A 16345-nucleotide genomic window follows, 5' to 3' on the forward strand; every position below is an offset into this window, starting at 1 on the left:
TCATAGTTTCTTATAAATTAGCATTGATACCAATGTTAAATACTCTTTGTAGTGGATAGTTGAGCGCGTTACCACCCATTTCAGGATCCCATAATTTGAAAGAGCTAAATCGCAATAGATTTGTTGCACTGGCATAAATACGCAGGTTTTTGAATTTGTATCGTTGCGTTAGTTTTTTGTTGAATGTGTAACCTAATTCGACTTGTTTTAAACGAAGTAGACTGCCATTACGCATCCAAAAAGTACTTTGAACTGTATTATTGGCCATTGGCATGACGCTTAAACGAGGCCATGCTGCATAGATGTTTTTATTGTCTTCGGACCAATAGTTATTTGCCCATTCCTGGAAGACAGCGTTGGGTGATGTTTCAACACCGAATGGAGCAATTCCTCGACTCAATGGACTGCTTGTATTATTCGTCGTTGGATTAATAAATAACGATGTTCTTCCAACTCCGCTAAAAAAGAATGAGCAGTCGAAACCTTTATAGCCTGTGCTTAAACCAAAGCCATAATTGATTTCTGGAGTCGTAGGATAGCCTATTGGCATGCGGTCGTCGTCATTGATTAAGCCGTCTCGATTAACGTCCAAGTATTTGATATCTCCACCACGGACTGTTGATCCGAATTCTTGGGCGGGACTATTATAAACTTCATTGTCATCGATAAACAATCGCTCAGCTATATAGCCAAACTGATTGCTGACGGAAGTTCCTTGACGTTGACGGTACTCGTTTTTATACGCTGGCTCTTCGAAGAATGCATATTCTCCTGTTGCAAAAGTGAATGTTCCTCTACCTTGGAACCATAAATCACTGTTAACAGACTTATTGTAAACCAATTCTCCGTCAAATCCCTTACTCTTATATTTTCCGACATTGGCAAAAACAGAAGCGGTTAGACCATTGATTGAGGATAATGAACGGGCTTGAACGATATTGTCGCGTTGTTGCTGATAAAAATCACCTGTAAATGTCAATGCGCCTTTAAATAAGCTTAAATCAATTCCTAAATTGGTTTGTTTGGAGATTTCCCATCTAATGTCAGGGTTGGCATACCGGTTGACCACAATACCGTTGACTGTTCTACGTCCTGATTCGGCGGGTAAGCCAAAAGAATAACCATAGTCTGTGCTATTCAGGTTAACATCGGAAAGATAGAAGAATCTGGTATCAAGTATCTGGTCATTCCCGAGAATACCACGCGTAAAGCGGAATTTTAAATTACTGACAACCTCCTTAATTGGTTCGAAAAACTGCTCATTGGAGACATTCCATGCTAAACCGAAAGAAGGGAAGAATCCCCAACGAAATTTGTCTGAAAACTTCTCCGAGCCATTGTACCCAAAAGCAAATTGGGCATGATAACGATTATCATAGCCATAGGTGAAGCTGCCTGACAGGGACACATTTCTGTTGGGAAGCGTATTGATTAGGGAAATGTTATTGTCGACGGGTGTTTTGACATTATCTCGAATGGTGTTGATCAACATACCAAATACATTATGCTTCTCATTAAAGGTCCGTTGATAGGAGAGCTGGTTCTCCATGTAGAAAACAGCGGATTGGGTTCTTTCGCCAGGAACAAAGTCGAGATATTCTGTTCCTGTTTCTGGATTGATTTCGCGAAAGAGCAAAGAGTTGTTTTTTGGATCAGTTCCTATTGGCTCATAATAAAACGGGTTGTACTGGCGCGATTGGGCAAAATAAGAATTTCTGCTTAGATTGAAGAGTCCTCTATAATTTAGACCTTCCAAAAGAATTGTTGAAAAATCTTGTTTTAATTCCAATTGCACCTGAATATCACTTCGCTTTCTTTCCGAGTATCCGCGCATAATTTGTGCGTAAGGGTTGGCATACTGTCCCTTGTCGGCATTTCCAAAGAGTGGATGCTGAATATAGGACTGACTAGGGCCAGCTTGATATACAGGAAGAAATAAAACAGGATTTGCACGAAGTGCAAGATTGTATGCCTCTGCTCCATTTGTCGGTGGACCACTGTAATTTTGCAGATTGGCCACGGTGCGAACCATAGCGAATGTTGATTTGGTCAAGTTGATACCAATATTGCTCCGCAGGTTCATAACCTTGAAATTAACGTTATTGTTAAAGTTGTTCAAAGCATCCATTTTAAGTAGACCATTGTCATTGGTAAAATTTCCACTCACATTATACGTTGCAATTTGTCCACCGCCAGATACACTTAAGTTGTAGTTTTGGGTTGTTGTGGTCTTCTTCGTAAGCGCATTGAGCCAATCTACTGCTGGGTAAGTAATCGGATCATCTCCAGCAGCGGTGCGTTCAATTTTGTATTGCCCATAGGGTTCTACTCCCAAGGGGTCACGTGTTGTAACAGCCTCATTGTACATTTTCATCCAAGTGACGGGATCAGCAAATTTCAGCGTATGGGTAGGTGTCGATATGCGTTGTTCGGCTCTAAAACTGATCGTTGCGGGTCCGTCACGTCCTATCTTTGTTGTCACTAAAACAACTCCGTTTGCGCCACGGGAGCCATATACGGCTGATGCGGTGGCATCACGTAAGATCGAAAAATTTTCGATGTCATCAACGGGGATACGTGCCAAATCATCCGCTGTGACCTCCATATTATCGACAAGAATCAATGGTTTATTATTTGTTCCAAAAGTACCTACACCCCTGATGAAAAAATCGGCATTGTCGCCCCCCGGCTCTCCACTACGTTGGAATGAAACGACGCCAGCAACTTTGCCTTGTAATGCTGCTGTAAGGTTGCTTACTGGTGCACGTAGTTCTTTAGGGCTAAGTGATGAAACGGAACCAATAAGGTCGCTCTTCTTGGAGCGTTGACCAAATGCTGTAACAACGACTTCGTCAATAGAACTTGATGCAGATTCTTTTAATATGATATCAAATTTTGATTTTCCGTTAACAGCAACTTCCTGTGGATCATATCCAACCATTGTGAAAATCAGGGTTGCATTAGTGGGTACTTTTAGTACAAAAGCTCCATTGACATCTGTAGCAGTACCAAGACCTGATTTTCCCTTGATACTTACGCTTACCCCGGTAAGTTTTCTGCCTAAGGTGTCACTGACAGAACCTGTTACTTGAGTTTCTTGCTGAAGATCTAAACTTTTATTGATTATTGGTTTGCTAATAATCTTGTTAAGGGCATCTCGTTGGGGTTCATTTTTTTTCTTAATGACAATTGTTTTGTCAAAGAAATCGTAAGTAAAATCTGCATTCCCCAATAGAATGTTTAAAACCTGTGAAAATGGCTGGTTTTTTACATCGATAGAGATGTCTTTATTGGCAGATATTTCATTCTTTTTATAGAAGAAAGTATATCCACTTTGTTTCTCAAGATCTTTTAAAATAACTTGAAGACTTGTATTATGCTTTTTAAGCGTAATTTGCTGTGCATAGGTATGAGCATCCACTTGGGATAGTCCTAGGCCGATCAGTAAAGTGATTAAGTTGACCCTCATAAGAGATCTAGGTAATGGTCGCGCAAAAAAAGGTTTTTGTTTTTCACTTTTAAGGCTTTTATTAGGCGCCATGTTAACGCCCAACAATCCTTCATGAAAATCCCTCTCCTTCTTCATGAACGGAGTTATTGAAAATTTCATTAAATTCGTTTGGTTTTAATGTGTTAATAATTGAGATGTTATACGATGCTTAAATACCAATTACTACTACGGATTCTGCGCCAACAGGGTCCGTTTTTTTATTGGTATTAGCAGTAAGGATTTATGGCGGCAGTTTTGTGCTTATCATAATTTTAACAATTGGTTATGTAATGATTAATTTAATTCGGCTATTGTCACCCATCAAAGCTTTTGTATTGAGATCTGCATAATTGAGCAGTTCAATCAATTTATTTAAACTTAGATTGCGGGGGATTGTACCCGTGTATTGTTCTTTGCTTTTACTTCGTTTGTATATAATGTCAATATTATACCAGCGGGCAATTTGTTGCATTACCTCTTCCGTGTTATTACCATTAAAATAAAACTGACCTTTTTTCCAACTTAGTACTTCTTCAATATCTACGTGGCGGGAATTTAGGGTGCCATGTTGCAAAGTAGCCTGCTCATTTGGTTTTAGGTAAATATTGGATTGCGGTACATCTTGCGCTGAGACCATCACAGATCCTTCCTCTAGGGTCGTTTGTGTTCTATCTGTTTCGGGATATGCATTGACATTGAAGCGAGTTCCAAGAACTTCAATTTTCTGACCACGTGTTTTAACAATAAATTTGCTTCTATTGGTTGTTTTCTGCACATGAAAATAGGCCTCACCCTGTAATTCAACTTCTCTGTCTCTATTGTCAAAGGAGGTTGGATAAGAGATTTTCGAATCAGCGTTTAGTGTCACCAATGTGCCATCTGATAAGGTTAGGTCATAGGTGGCTCCTTTTGGCGTATACATGCTATTTTTCTGTATACTTAATTGTCCTGTTTTAACATCATGATAGCTGATTTGACCATTTCCATCCTTTTTTATAATAACATCGCCTGTTTGTATACTTTGATTGAGCGAAAGATGTTCGAGATCTATTCGTTTGCCATTTCCTAAGATAATGATTGCTCTTTCTTTGCCGGGCGGTATTGATGCCAGTTGCGCTGTGGTCGCTAAGATCTCGGGCTTTGGCCAGAATCGTAAGATCGAAAAACCGATCAGTAGGACGCTGGCAGCGACAGCTATATATCTGGCTGTACGAAGCTGTATAATTTTTCTTTTCGGATTTTGTATATCCTTGATAAGGCTCTTTCTCGCATTATGTTGAATAGCTTCAAATTCGGTCTCAGAAATGCCATCTTCTGATTGTTTTTCAAACCAGTCAAGTAGTTCTTTTCGCTCTTGAACAGTATCCTTCCTGTTCAAGAAGACGGAAATCAGCTTGTATATTTCGTTCATTTGATTCATAACAGGTTCCATTGGAATGGTCAGTTATTATACAAGTGTGTGAAATAAGGGGGAACCTCTAGTCGAAAATGAAAAAAAAGTGTTTTTTTTTCAAATGGTTGAAATATCTATAATATACCTGTTAAAAAGTTACGGGTATTGACTAAAAAAACAGTGTAAAGTGAAATAAATGGCTTGTTGCTGCGCGAAGATGTTTGAGTGCTTTATTAATGTGTTTTTCGACTGTAGACTCACTGATATTAAGCTGCAGAGCAATAGCTTTATTGCTCATGTAGAAATCACGGCTCAATTTAAATACTTCTCTGCACTTTTCGGGAAGGTTTTCGACTTCTTTAGCGACAATATCGATGATATAGCGGTAATAGAGTTTGTCTTCTATTGCAACGGTTTCATCTTCTAGTTCGAGCTCGTCAAACTCGAGGGATGATACCTTTAATTTTAAATTCTTACGATAATGAGCAAGAATGAGGTATCTACAGGAGCTAAATAGATAGGCTGGGAGAGATTCTATTTGTTCAATCATTTCCCGATTTTTCCATACTGACATGAAAAGGTCGTGCAGTATATCTTCAGCGGCTTCACTGCTAGCAACTTTTTTTGCAATAAAAGCAATTAAATCGGGTGTGAATAGATCATATAATACAACAAATGCCCGTTGGTCCCCTTTGCGTATAAGAGGGAGGAGTTCGTGATATTGATATGATTTTTGATTTTTCATGGGGTACTCGGGCAGTAAACTTAGTGAAAAAAATACGATTTCTTGTTACAGGAAAGATAATCTCTATTTTTTAACGTTCTTCCTATATTCTCAAGGACTTTAATAGCTTTTTGGGGGAATAAAACTCAGTTAGCTACCCCCCAAATCGTTGTTTTATTTTTTATGGCTGAGTTATACTTGTCAATGGGAAAATACCACTTTCGACATGCGCTTTTTCAATCAGCTGGCGTAATTCTTTTACTTTCTTTGGATTTTCCTGGGCAACATTGTGTTGTTCTTTGGGATCTCGTTGGAGGTTATATAGTTCGGCTGTAGATTGGCTACTTTTAACTTTTTGTAAGATAAGTTTCCAGTCTCCCTGACGCAAGGCTTGACGTCCCCCATCTTCATGAAATTCCCAGTACAGGTATTGGTGCTGTTTTTGTTGCTTGTTTTTACCTAGTAGCGTTGGCACAAATGAAATACCGTCTGTATAATGCGGTTTGTTTGCTCCGGCAAGCTCAACCATCGTAGGCATAATATCCCAAAAGGCGCCTAGGTAGTTTGAAGTTTTCCCTTCGGCAACTTTACCATGCCAGTACACAATGAAAGGGGTCTTGATGCCACCTTCATAGAGGTCGCGTTTGTTGCCACGCAACCCACCGGAGCTATTGAAAAAATTGGGGTCAGCTCCGCCTTCCTTGTGCGATCCGTTGTCGCTCGTAAAAATGATAATTGTATTGTCCAATAGCTTGTTTTCACGTAACCGATCAACAATTTGACCGACATAAGCATCCATACGGCTTACCATACTCGCATACATCGCATGTGGTTTTTCAACCGAAGTGTAACCGGGAACAGTTGCTTGTGGTCCATAGTCATTTCCTTTATGCGGTTTTTCATCAAACCGGTCTGCATATAATTGGTAATATTTGTCATCCGGACCTGATAATTCGGCGTGTGGAAGAACGGTAGGTACATAAAGGAAAAAAGGTTTCTCCTTATTTTCATCGATAAATTCCAGGGTCTTTTCTTGGATTAATGCTGGTGCATACTGCCTTTTGGCCATTAAACCATTGCCATGGAGTTCTATCCTTTCCTTATTATGCCAGAGGTGAGTTGGGTAGTAACGATGGGATTGACGTTGACAGTTATAGCCATAAAATTCATCGAATCCTTTTTGATCGGGCGCCCCTGTTGTATTGACCATTCCAAGGCCCCATTTTCCAAATGCACCGGTTGTATATCCTGCCTGTTGTAGAAGCATAGCGAAAGTTTGTACAGAGTCTGCTAGCGGTTGTTGTCCTTCGGGTTCAATTTCTTTGTTCCCGCGTACATAGGTGTGGCCAGTGTGCTGTCCTGTCATTAAAGATGATCGCGACGGAGCGCACACAGATGTCCCAGCGTAGAAGTTGTCAAATTTCATTCCTTTGGCAGCCAATGAATCGATATGTTTCGTTTCAATTTTTTGCTGACCGTATACACCAAGGTCTCCATAACCAAGATCATCTGCCATAATAAGTACAATATTCGGTCTTTGGTCCTTCTTTTGAGCTATGGCAAGAGAGGCTAGAGTCAAAAGAAAAGACAAGATAAAAGATGTTTTCATTTGCATTAGGTTATTTCTTCAAATTAATTTTTTCTTCGCTAAGACTGTCCACTAGTTTATATAGTAGTCCAATTTAATCCACTAAAACAGTCAGGTGGTCCTAATTTAGTTTTATTGGTTATGCTTCGTATGCTTTTTTTAGTACTTCTATTTTTGAGAAGTATATTATTCTAATTATTCCAAAAAAGAATGAGGGTTAAATTTACTCAAAAATAGCTTTTGATCGTACTAGTTCGCATTGGTTGAGATATAATAGCGGTAATGAAAGAGCCTTAATTTGATAATATGTTACTTTTTACTGTCTACGCATACGATTGTGTAATAATTTATTGTGTGCTATCAATTGTAATCTCCGATATGTTCATATTTATTTTCTAATTTCACCCTAATTTTATGAAAATGCTCTTATGGCCAAATCAATTAAAGAAATAGCACAAGAACTCAATGTGTCTAAATCAACTGTTTCATTAGTCATTAATCACAAAGCCGAGCGAGCACGCATTAGCAAGGAATTGGAAAACCGTGTACTTGCATACGTTGAAAAAGTAGGCTATAAGCCCAATGCTCTCGCTAAGAGTTTAGCTACGGGGCGGTCAAATACCATCGGTCTAATTGTAGAGAATATTGGAGATTCTTTTTTTGGTCCATTTGCTTTATATGTAGAGGAATTGTTCCGAAAGAAAAATTATCACGTCCTCTACAGTAGTACGCTTGGCGATTCACAAAATGCACGCGATATCATTGATTCGATGTTGGAAAAGAAAGTAGAGGGTATTATTTTGGCTCCGACAGTAGATTTGGAAGAATACCAACGCAAAATATTGGAACATAAAGTTCCATTGGTCGTTTTTGATAGAAATTCTCCAGCAGTGGAAACCCATTATGTGCATATTGACAATGAAGTTAGTGGGAAGAATGCATGTGACCATTTGAAATCTATTGGTTGTAGAAATTTTGGATTGGTAACCATCGATTCGGATCAACCACAAATGTTGGCGCGCAAACGTGCCTATTTAGATTTTTGTGACACATACGGAATGGAGCCTCGCATACTGCAATTACCTTATCAGCATCTGAAGCAGAAAGGTTCACGTACGTTGAAAAATTGGGCAGCTAAGCAGGTTGGATTAGATGGTCTCTTTTTTACGACAAATTACCTTTGTATTCTCGGCTTGAAGGCCTTGCGGTCAGCGGATGAAAATAACTATGATTTTCCGATGTTTTCTTTTGATGACCATGAGTTGTTTGATCTTTTAAACCCTAAAATCTCCTGTATACAACAACCATTGGAACCTCTGGCTAAGACTTGTGTGAAAGTTTTGTTAAAGGAAATAGATCAAGGGATATCCACACCAAAAGAATATATCATCTCAACAAAATTGATCCGGCGCTAAAATGGGGCAATAAAAGGATGTGTAGAAATTGATTGTAAAAATAATAAGACCTGCTTCTCAATGCCAGGTGTTTGTTTTGATTTAATATTCTTTTTTATATCTTTACTAATACGTTTTAGTAGAAATATTTTTATATATCCTAAATAATGAAAAAATCTATAAGTGTTTTTCTGGGTTCGTTATTGTCTTTTGGTTTGTTTTGCGCAAAACCGGTTTTGGCTCAGAAATTTAGAGGGCAGCAAATGGAAGCTGTCGATCTTGTTAATCCATTAATGGGTACGGAATCCAAATTTGAATTGTCCAATGGTAATACCTATCCCTCAATAGCGCGACCTTGGGGAATGAATATGTGGACACCTCAAACGGGGAAAAATGGCGACGGATGGCAGTATCAATATACCGCTGATAAGATTCGTGGTTTAAAACAGACTCACCAGCCATCACCCTGGATGAATGATTACGGTGTTTTTTCAATCATGCCTGTGACTGGAAAGCCCGTATTTGATCAAGAGGAGCGTGCGAGCTGGTTTTCGCACAAAGCGGAGATTGTAAAACCTTATTATTATTCGGTTTATCTAGCAGATCACGATGTGACTGCAGAGATGACACCAACAGAACGCGCGGCAATGTTTAGGATCTCGTTTAATAAAACAGACGATGCGTATATTGTTTTGGATGCTTATGAAAAGGGATCTGAAGTTCAGATTATTCCAGAAAAAAATATGATCATTGGCTATTCTTCTAAATATGCACGGGGCCCACTGCCTGCTAATTTCAAGAATTATTTTGTTTTGGTTTTTGATCAACCTTTTGCAAGTGTCGCTACTTGGGAAGGCAAAGAGAAGAAGGATGGGCAACTTCAGATCAAAGGTGATCACACTGGTGCAATCGTAGGGTTTAAGGTAAAAGACAAATCGAAACCAGTACAGGTGAGCGTAGCATCTTCCTTTATTAGTGCCGAACAAGCCTTATTAAACTTAAATGAGTTAGGTAATAAGTCTTTCGATCAAGTAAAAGAAGATGGACGTCAGATCTGGAACTCTACGTTAGGAAAAATTAAAGTAGAAGGCGATGATATCGATCAGTTGCGTACATTTTATTCGACGATGTATCGGACCTTATTTTTCCCAAACAAGTTATATGAAATTGATGCGCAAGGAAAGGCTGTACATTACAGTCCATATAATGGAAAAACACTTCCTGGTTATTTATTTGGAGGAACAGGTTTTTGGGATACTTTCAGAGCGTTGTATCCATTCTTAAACTTTATGTACCCTTCCATTAATAAGGAAATGCAGGAAGGTCTTCTCAATGCCTATTTGGAAGGAGGTTTCCTACCTGAATGGAGTAGTCCTGGATATGCCGATATTATGGTGGGCAATAATTCCGCTTCGGTGGTTTCGGATGCTTATATGAAGGGATTACGCGGTTATGATATCAATAAGTTATACGAAGCTTTACAACACGGTGCTAATAACGAAGGACCAATGAGTGCTGTTGGAAGGAAGGGCGTTGACTATTACAATAGTTTGGGGTACGTGCCATATGATGTTAAAATCAATGAAAATGCAGCACGTACTTTAGAATATGCCTATGACGATTTCACGATCTACCAATTGGCAAAAGCGTTGAACCGTCCGAAGGCTGAAATTGATTTGTATGCTAAGCGTGCGCAGAACTATAAGAATTTATTTGATCCATCGACCAATCTTATGCGTGGAAAGAATAAAGATGGAAAATTCCAGGCTCCTTTTAATCCATTAAAATGGGGTGACGCATTCACCGAAGGAAATAGCTGGCATTATTCGTGGAGCGTATTTCACGATGTTCAGGGGCTGATCGACCTAATGGGAGGAGAAAAGACATTTGTGAGCATGTTGGATTCGGTGTTTGTCCAGTCTCCAGATTTCGACGATAGCTATTATGGCGGTATTATCCATGAAATACGCGAAATGCAAGTTGCGAATATGGGGCAATATGCACATGGTAATCAGCCAATTCAGCATATGCCATATTTGTACAATTACGCTGGCCAACCTTGGAAAACACAATATTGGGTGCGTCAAGTGATGGATCGCATGTATAAGCCTACACCTGATGGCTATTGTGGTGACGAAGATAATGGTCAAACTTCTGCATGGTATGTTTTTTCAGCACTGGGATTCTATCCTGTTTGTCCGGCAACGGATGAATATGTGCTCGGAGCGCCATTATTTAAAAAAGCGACCTTAACATTTGAAAATGGTAAGACGTTGACCATTGATGCTCCAAAGAATTCTACTGAAAATGTATATGTAAATACATTGCAAATGAACGGTAAGGACTATGGTAAGAACTGGTTAAGTCACAAAGCATTGCATGAAGGTGGGACACTTAATTTTGACATGGCGGCAAAGCCTAATTATACGAGAGGAGCGTCCAAAAATTCAGCACCTTATTCAATGACAACAGATTTGCAAACAAATATCAAGTTGAAATCGAACAAAAAGAAATAATCATTAGGTTATGATAAACTTTAAAAACTTAAAAATCGTTGTTACTGTATTTGGCTTGGCATACTCTTGTTCACTTTTTGCGCAGGACAACTGGAAACATACCGAAAATGATCGCAAGGTTGCTGTGGATATTGATAGTATCAGTAAAGGTGGTTATACCCTAATTTGGATTAATAAAGACAAAGATTTTAGTGCTTCTTTAAAAGAAAGGCTGGTAGCGGCATATTTTACCAACTATCCTAAACTAGCCAAGAAATATAATAAAAAGACTATAAAAAAGGTCTCTTTTGTTATTGATCCGGACTATAAAGGTGTGGCAGCGACAGCGGGTGGGATTGTCCGTTATAGTCCAGCCTGGTTTGCCAAAAATCCAGGGGATATTGACGTGGTTACCCATGAGGTCATGCATATTGTTCAAGCATACCCCGATGGGGCGGGCCCGTGGTGGATTACGGAGGGGATAGCCGATTTTGTTCGATTTGATGATGGCCTAGATAATGCGGGGGCAAACTGGAAGCTGCCAGAATATAACGAAAAGCAGAAATACACCGATTCTTATCGTATTACAGCGCGCTTTTTGTACTGGATCAATCTACATGTAAAGAAGGATTTTGTCAAAAAATTGGATGCAGCGATGCGTAGCAAAAGCTATAGTGATGCTTTTTGGAAAGTGGAGACGGGTAAAACTATTGATGAGCTATGGGCCGATTATAGCCAAAATCCCACACTATAATTCATAAGCGATGAATATCAGAAGTTTAGTCTTTTTGGGATTAATTAGTGTCCCATATCTATTAAAGGCACAAGAAACTAAATTAGTTCAGTATGTCAAACCACTCATCGGAACGGCGAAAATGGGACATACTTTTCCGGGGGCGACAGTTCCATTCGGTGCTGTACAATTAAGTCCTGATACGGATACATTATCTTATGCTGTCAATGGACGGTACAACGGTGATGTTTATAAATATTGTGCTGGTTATCAGTATGATGATTCGACGATTGTCGGGTTTAGTCATACACATTTTAGTGGCACAGGTCACTCCGATCTTGGTGATATACAGATCATGCCGACACAAGGAAAAGTTCAATTAAACCCGGGAACAGCTGATCGACCACAAGATGGTTATCGATCATCCTACTCACATGCCAATGAGCGAGCTGAGGCCAATTATTACAGTGTTCTACTGGATAAACATCAGATTAAGGCTGAATTAACGACTACAACACGTGTAGGGCTCCACCGTTATACATTCAAAGAGTCTGACGCTTCACATCTTATCGTAGATCTAACTGCTGGGATTTATAATTATGATGGCAAGAATGTTTGGACCGTTGTCAAGGTATTGAACGATTCAACACTGGTAGGTTACCGTCAAACAAACGGTTGGTCGAGAACGCGCACCGTATACTTTGCAATAAAGACCTCAAAAGCTTTTAAGAATTATGGCGCCAAGTATGAAGATGGAAAATCTGTGTATAATGGTTTCTGGCGTAAGTTTGATCAACAAAATAATTTCCCCGACCTTGCAGCGCACAATATTAAGCTACACTTGGATTTTGATACAAAAGCACAAGAATCCATCCTTCTGAAAGTAGCTTTAAGTCCAGTAAGCATGAAGAATGCATTGGCCAATATGGAGGCTGAGGCTCCGGACTGGAATTTTGATGGCTACGTTAAGAAAGGCCAAGAAGCTTGGGAAAAGGAGCTGCATAAGATAGAAGCTGAAATGTTGAACAAGGAAGACCTGGTCAATTTTTATACAGCCATGTACCATGCAAGCTTAATGCCGACAGTCTATATGGATACGAATGGTGAATATAAAGGCTTGGATCAGGAGGTGCACCGCGCCAAAGGTTTTACGAATTATACTTCATTTTCGCTGTGGGATACTTATCGGGCTTTTCATCCGCTGTTGAATTTAATTAACCCTTCTCGTAATGCTGATATTGTAGCATCCATGATGGCTCATTATGACCAGAGTGTATTGAAGATGTTGCCGATTTGGTCGCATTATGCGAATGATAATTGGTGCATGAGCGGCTATCATTCGGTGTCTGTTATTGTTGATGCAATACTTAAGGGCATTTACAAAGGCGATGCAGGAGCCGCACTAGCGGCTTGCGTACAAACGGCAAATACACGTCAGTATGAGGGAATCGGCGCTTACATTGATAAGGGGTATGTTCCTGCAGATGTATCGGGAACATCTGTTTCTAATACATTGGAATATGCGTATGACGATTGGTGCATAGCGCAATTGGCGAAAAAATTGGGAAAAGAGGATATTTACACGACTTTTTCCAAAAGAGCTGAAAGTTGGAAATCACTCTATGATTCCTCGATTGGATTTATGCGTCCCAAGAATTCTGCGGGTAAATTTCAGGAGAAATTTGATGTTTTGGATACACATGGACAAGGATTTATTGAAGGTAATTCATGGAATTACAGCCTGTATGTACCGCATCAACCTACTGAAATGATGGCATTAATGGGAGGTAAGCAACGTTTAGAGTCTTATTTGGATTCCCTGTTTAATATGGAATTACCGGATAAATATTTTGAACATACGGAGGACATTACCCGCGACGGCATTATCGGAAATTACGTGCATGGAAATGAGCCTTCACATCATGTGGCATACTTGTACAATATAACCAAGAGCCCCTGGAAAACTCAGGCCCGCGTCAGACAGATCATACGGAATCAGTATCACAATGGCCATGCGGGTTTAGGGGGAAATGATGACTGTGGACAAATGTCTGCCTGGTATTTATTTACTGCATTGGGTTTTTATCCAGTGGCACCTGGGGAAGATAGTTATTGGATTGGTAGTCCTTTGGTAAAATCGGCAAAGGTTAACCTTGAAAATGGACGCAGTCTTTCCATAGTTGCCCGTAACCAGTCTGAAAAGAATGTTTACGTTAAATCCGTTTCTTTAAATGGGCGGAAATTGGATAATTTTCTATTACCCTATAGTAGCATTATAAATGGTGGTGAATTAATCTTCGAGATGAGCAATAAACCAAATAAATAAAAGCCTGCTCACAAAGATGAGACGATCAGGTGTGTACAAATGGATAGCTATCTGTTGCTTAGTTTTGTTTCTGATATTACAGTATCTCATGATCGCACGATCATATGAGATTAAAAGAAGCGAACTATTTCAGAAAGAAAAAAAGGCAATTAAAGTTGTTTACGATAAGCATATCTCGAACGATAAGATATTTCCGGGCGGGCAGAAACTTATCGATTCAACCTTAATGCCTCATTTAGTTCGTCTGAAAGCTTATTACCAAGACGATAGTAATGCTTTCAATAATCTGAAAGATAGCATCGCAAAAACGTTGGTAACGAGGCTTCGAAATCATCCAGCCATGGACAGCCTATTTCATAAGATCAGATCCGAAGTCAATTTGGGCGAAGGTTTTGGTTATGCCATTGTGTTGAAAGATATTTCGGTGACTTTTGATGCGAACACTTTTATACCAATCCTAGACTTTGGCATAGATAAGCATACTCCTATTGGGGGTGAATTTCGGTTTATTGACAAAGACAATATCGTATCGTCGATTGCAATAACCGCAAATAGTAAGATGTCAAACCGTGTGGCTTTTACGTTGTATGTTGGGAATATTGATACAAATTTTTCTGTATTAAAAGCCATTTTACCATTATTATTACTGTCGGGCTGCTGTATAATTGGTATTGTTTGGTTGTATTTGGTGACATATGGTAGCTGGATAAAGCAGAAAAGAATGGCGGAAATGGCTTCTGACTTTATTAACAATGTCACCCATGAATTCAATACACCATTGACAACCATACGAATTGGTTTAACTAACTTGGTGGTAAAGGTTTCTAAAGAAGATAGACTAAAAATGGCAACAACTTTGGATACGTTGATGCGTCAGGTAAACCGTTTGGATCGATTAGTTAACAAGGCTATTGATTTGAGCGTGTTTAATCAGGAAGAGGTGGTTCTCGAAGAACACTTTCTGGCAGAACTTTTGGACCAATTAGAACAAGACCTAGCGATTTTGGTATCAGAAAGTACAGTAATTCAAATTTTAATGGATGAAAACGTTAAAGACGTAAAGGCGCTTGTCAATCCATTTATGTTCGTCACTGCTGTAAACAATTTGGTCGATAATGGGCTGAAGTATAATAAAGAGCCAATAAAACGTATCCATATTCGCTTGGGTATGGGTGGAGTAAATACTGTGATGATGACTGTACACGATAACGGAATAGGTATTTCACATAACCAACTGCCGTATATTTTTACGAAGGGATATCGGGGTAAGCAAGAAGCTTCTTCAAATGGGCTAGGTTTGGGACTTTTTTTCGTAAAGGAAGTTATGCGGATTCATCGATGGAAAATAGACGTTAAATCAGGAACCCAGTCTGGAACAACGTTTTCGGTTTCCATACCAATAATACAATAGATGATACTAAAATATGGACATATATTGCTGATTGAAGATGATCTTGATTTAGCGACAATGCTCATAGATTATCTATCAAATTTTGGATTTGATGTTAGTCATGCTATGTCTGCTGAAGAGGGGATATCCTATTATGAGATTAATAAATATGATATCCTTATAGTAGATATACAACTTCCTACTTGGGACGGATTTCAATTTGTTGAATATATTTCACAGTTAAATAAAAACCAATTTGTACTTTTTCTCACAGCCAGACTGTCTAAAACAGATCGATTAAAGGGACTCCGTCTAGGGGGTAATGATTACATAACAAAACCGTTTGATGTTGAAGAATTGTCTCTTAAACTTCAAAATTATATTGTTAAGCAGCCTGTTGTTTCTCAATTGCAACTCAATATTGGTGACATTAAACTTGACCGTAATTTACTTGCAATAGAATTTAATGATAAATCTCGGCAGGTTGTATCACCACGTGAATTTGAACTTTGGACTTTCTTAGCCAGCAAACCGAATATTGTATTGAAAAGAGAAGAGATCTTACTTGCTCTTTGGGGAGATAACGATTATTTTTTAGGACGAAGTCTTGATGTTTTTATATGCAAGATTAGAAAAATGCTGAAAAGATCGCGGTATGTTGCTATTAAAACTGTTTATAAGGTGGGATTTATTTTAGAGGTCGATTTCAATAATTGTCATTAACAATCGATTAACAACTTTCTCTTTTCTTTCTTTTTAATTTTACTAAAACGAATTAGTTTATCAGCTTAAGGTTGATTTCTTTGGAGGTG

10 protein-coding genes are annotated in these 16345 nt (G+C 39.0%); 6 read left to right on the forward strand and 4 right to left on the reverse strand.

Annotation, left to right across the window (positions count from 1 at the left end):
• Positions 1-10: 10 nt before the first annotated feature.
• The 4 genes from B3P16_RS03450 to B3P16_RS03465 all read right to left on the reverse strand — a co-directional run bounded on the left by B3P16_RS03450 (position 11) and on the right by B3P16_RS03465 (position 7216).
• Positions 11-3469, reverse strand: coding sequence for a TonB-dependent receptor (locus B3P16_RS03450; RefSeq protein ID WP_286841447.1), 3459 nt, complete (start codon positions 3467-3469; stop codon positions 11-13).
• Between the two features lie 304 nt (positions 3470-3773).
• Positions 3774-4901 (reverse strand): FecR family protein, encoded by a 1128-nt coding sequence (locus tag B3P16_RS03455; protein ID WP_286754735.1) that lies wholly within the window; start codon positions 4899-4901, stop codon positions 3774-3776.
• A gap of 151 nt (positions 4902-5052) precedes the next feature.
• The gene (locus B3P16_RS03460; protein WP_286754736.1) at positions 5053-5628 is read right to left on the reverse strand and encodes an RNA polymerase sigma factor; all 576 of its coding nucleotides are present in this window, start codon (positions 5626-5628) and stop codon (positions 5053-5055) included.
• 160 nt (positions 5629-5788) lie between these two features.
• Positions 5789-7216 carry an arylsulfatase gene (locus tag B3P16_RS03465; protein ID WP_286841450.1) on the reverse strand — a complete coding sequence of 476 codons (1428 nt, stop codon included), beginning with the start codon at positions 7214-7216 and terminating at the stop codon, positions 5789-5791.
• 407 nt (positions 7217-7623) lie between these two features.
• Between B3P16_RS03465 and B3P16_RS03470 the strand changes: the two genes are divergently transcribed.
• The 6 genes from B3P16_RS03470 to B3P16_RS03495 all read left to right on the forward strand — a co-directional run bounded on the left by B3P16_RS03470 (position 7624) and on the right by B3P16_RS03495 (position 16256).
• A complete protein-coding gene (locus tag B3P16_RS03470) occupies positions 7624-8610 on the forward strand; it encodes a LacI family DNA-binding transcriptional regulator (RefSeq protein WP_286770569.1) in 987 nt (328 codons plus the stop codon).
• Between the two features lie 146 nt (positions 8611-8756).
• Complete coding sequence (locus B3P16_RS03475) at positions 8757-11105, forward strand: GH92 family glycosyl hydrolase (RefSeq protein ID WP_286841453.1); 2349 nt, start codon at positions 8757-8759, stop codon at positions 11103-11105.
• Between the two features lie 10 nt (positions 11106-11115).
• Positions 11116-11838: a basic secretory protein-like protein gene (locus B3P16_RS03480; protein ID WP_286754740.1), complete on the forward strand. Its 723-nt coding sequence runs from the start codon at positions 11116-11118 to the stop codon at positions 11836-11838.
• A 10-nt stretch (positions 11839-11848) separates the two neighbouring features.
• Positions 11849-14143: a GH92 family glycosyl hydrolase gene (locus B3P16_RS03485; RefSeq protein ID WP_286841455.1), complete on the forward strand. Its 2295-nt coding sequence runs from the start codon at positions 11849-11851 to the stop codon at positions 14141-14143.
• A gap of 88 nt (positions 14144-14231) precedes the next feature.
• Positions 14232-15554, forward strand: a complete 1323-nt coding sequence (locus tag B3P16_RS03490) for a sensor histidine kinase (RefSeq protein ID WP_286841457.1) — start codon at positions 14232-14234, stop codon at positions 15552-15554.
• The gene (locus tag B3P16_RS03495) at positions 15555-16256 is read left to right on the forward strand and encodes a response regulator transcription factor (protein WP_112374000.1); all 702 of its coding nucleotides are present in this window, start codon (positions 15555-15557) and stop codon (positions 16254-16256) included.
• Positions 16257-16345 lie beyond the last annotated feature (89 nt).

It is taken from the genome of Sphingobacterium sp. UBA7631 (assembly GCF_002483935.1).
Taxonomy (GTDB): Bacteria; Bacteroidota; Bacteroidia; order Sphingobacteriales; family Sphingobacteriaceae; genus Sphingobacterium; species Sphingobacterium multivorum.

Excerpts from the sequence above, each read along its gene's own strand:
- B3P16_RS03460 (WP_286754736.1), bottom strand. The coding sequence starts at position 5,628 with ATGAAAAATCAAAAATCATATCAATATCACGAACTCCTCCCTCTTATA.
- B3P16_RS03480 (WP_286754740.1), top strand. The coding sequence starts at position 11,116 with ATGATAAACTTTAAAAACTTAAAAATCGTTGTTACTGTATTTGGCTTG.
- B3P16_RS03450 (WP_286841447.1), bottom strand. The coding sequence starts at position 3,469 with ATGAGGGTCAACTTAATCACTTTACTGATCGGCCTAGGACTATCCCAA.
- B3P16_RS03490 (WP_286841457.1), top strand. The coding sequence starts at position 14,232 with ATGATCGCACGATCATATGAGATTAAAAGAAGCGAACTATTTCAGAAA.
- B3P16_RS03455 (WP_286754735.1), bottom strand. The coding sequence starts at position 4,901 with ATGAACGAAATATACAAGCTGATTTCCGTCTTCTTGAACAGGAAGGAT.
- B3P16_RS03470 (WP_286770569.1), top strand. The coding sequence starts at position 7,624 with ATGGCCAAATCAATTAAAGAAATAGCACAAGAACTCAATGTGTCTAAA.
- B3P16_RS03485 (WP_286841455.1), top strand. The coding sequence starts at position 11,849 with ATGAATATCAGAAGTTTAGTCTTTTTGGGATTAATTAGTGTCCCATAT.
- B3P16_RS03495 (WP_112374000.1), top strand. The coding sequence starts at position 15,555 with ATGATACTAAAATATGGACATATATTGCTGATTGAAGATGATCTTGAT.
- B3P16_RS03465 (WP_286841450.1), bottom strand. The coding sequence starts at position 7,216 with ATGAAAACATCTTTTATCTTGTCTTTTCTTTTGACTCTAGCCTCTCTT.
- B3P16_RS03475 (WP_286841453.1), top strand. The coding sequence starts at position 8,757 with ATGAAAAAATCTATAAGTGTTTTTCTGGGTTCGTTATTGTCTTTTGGT.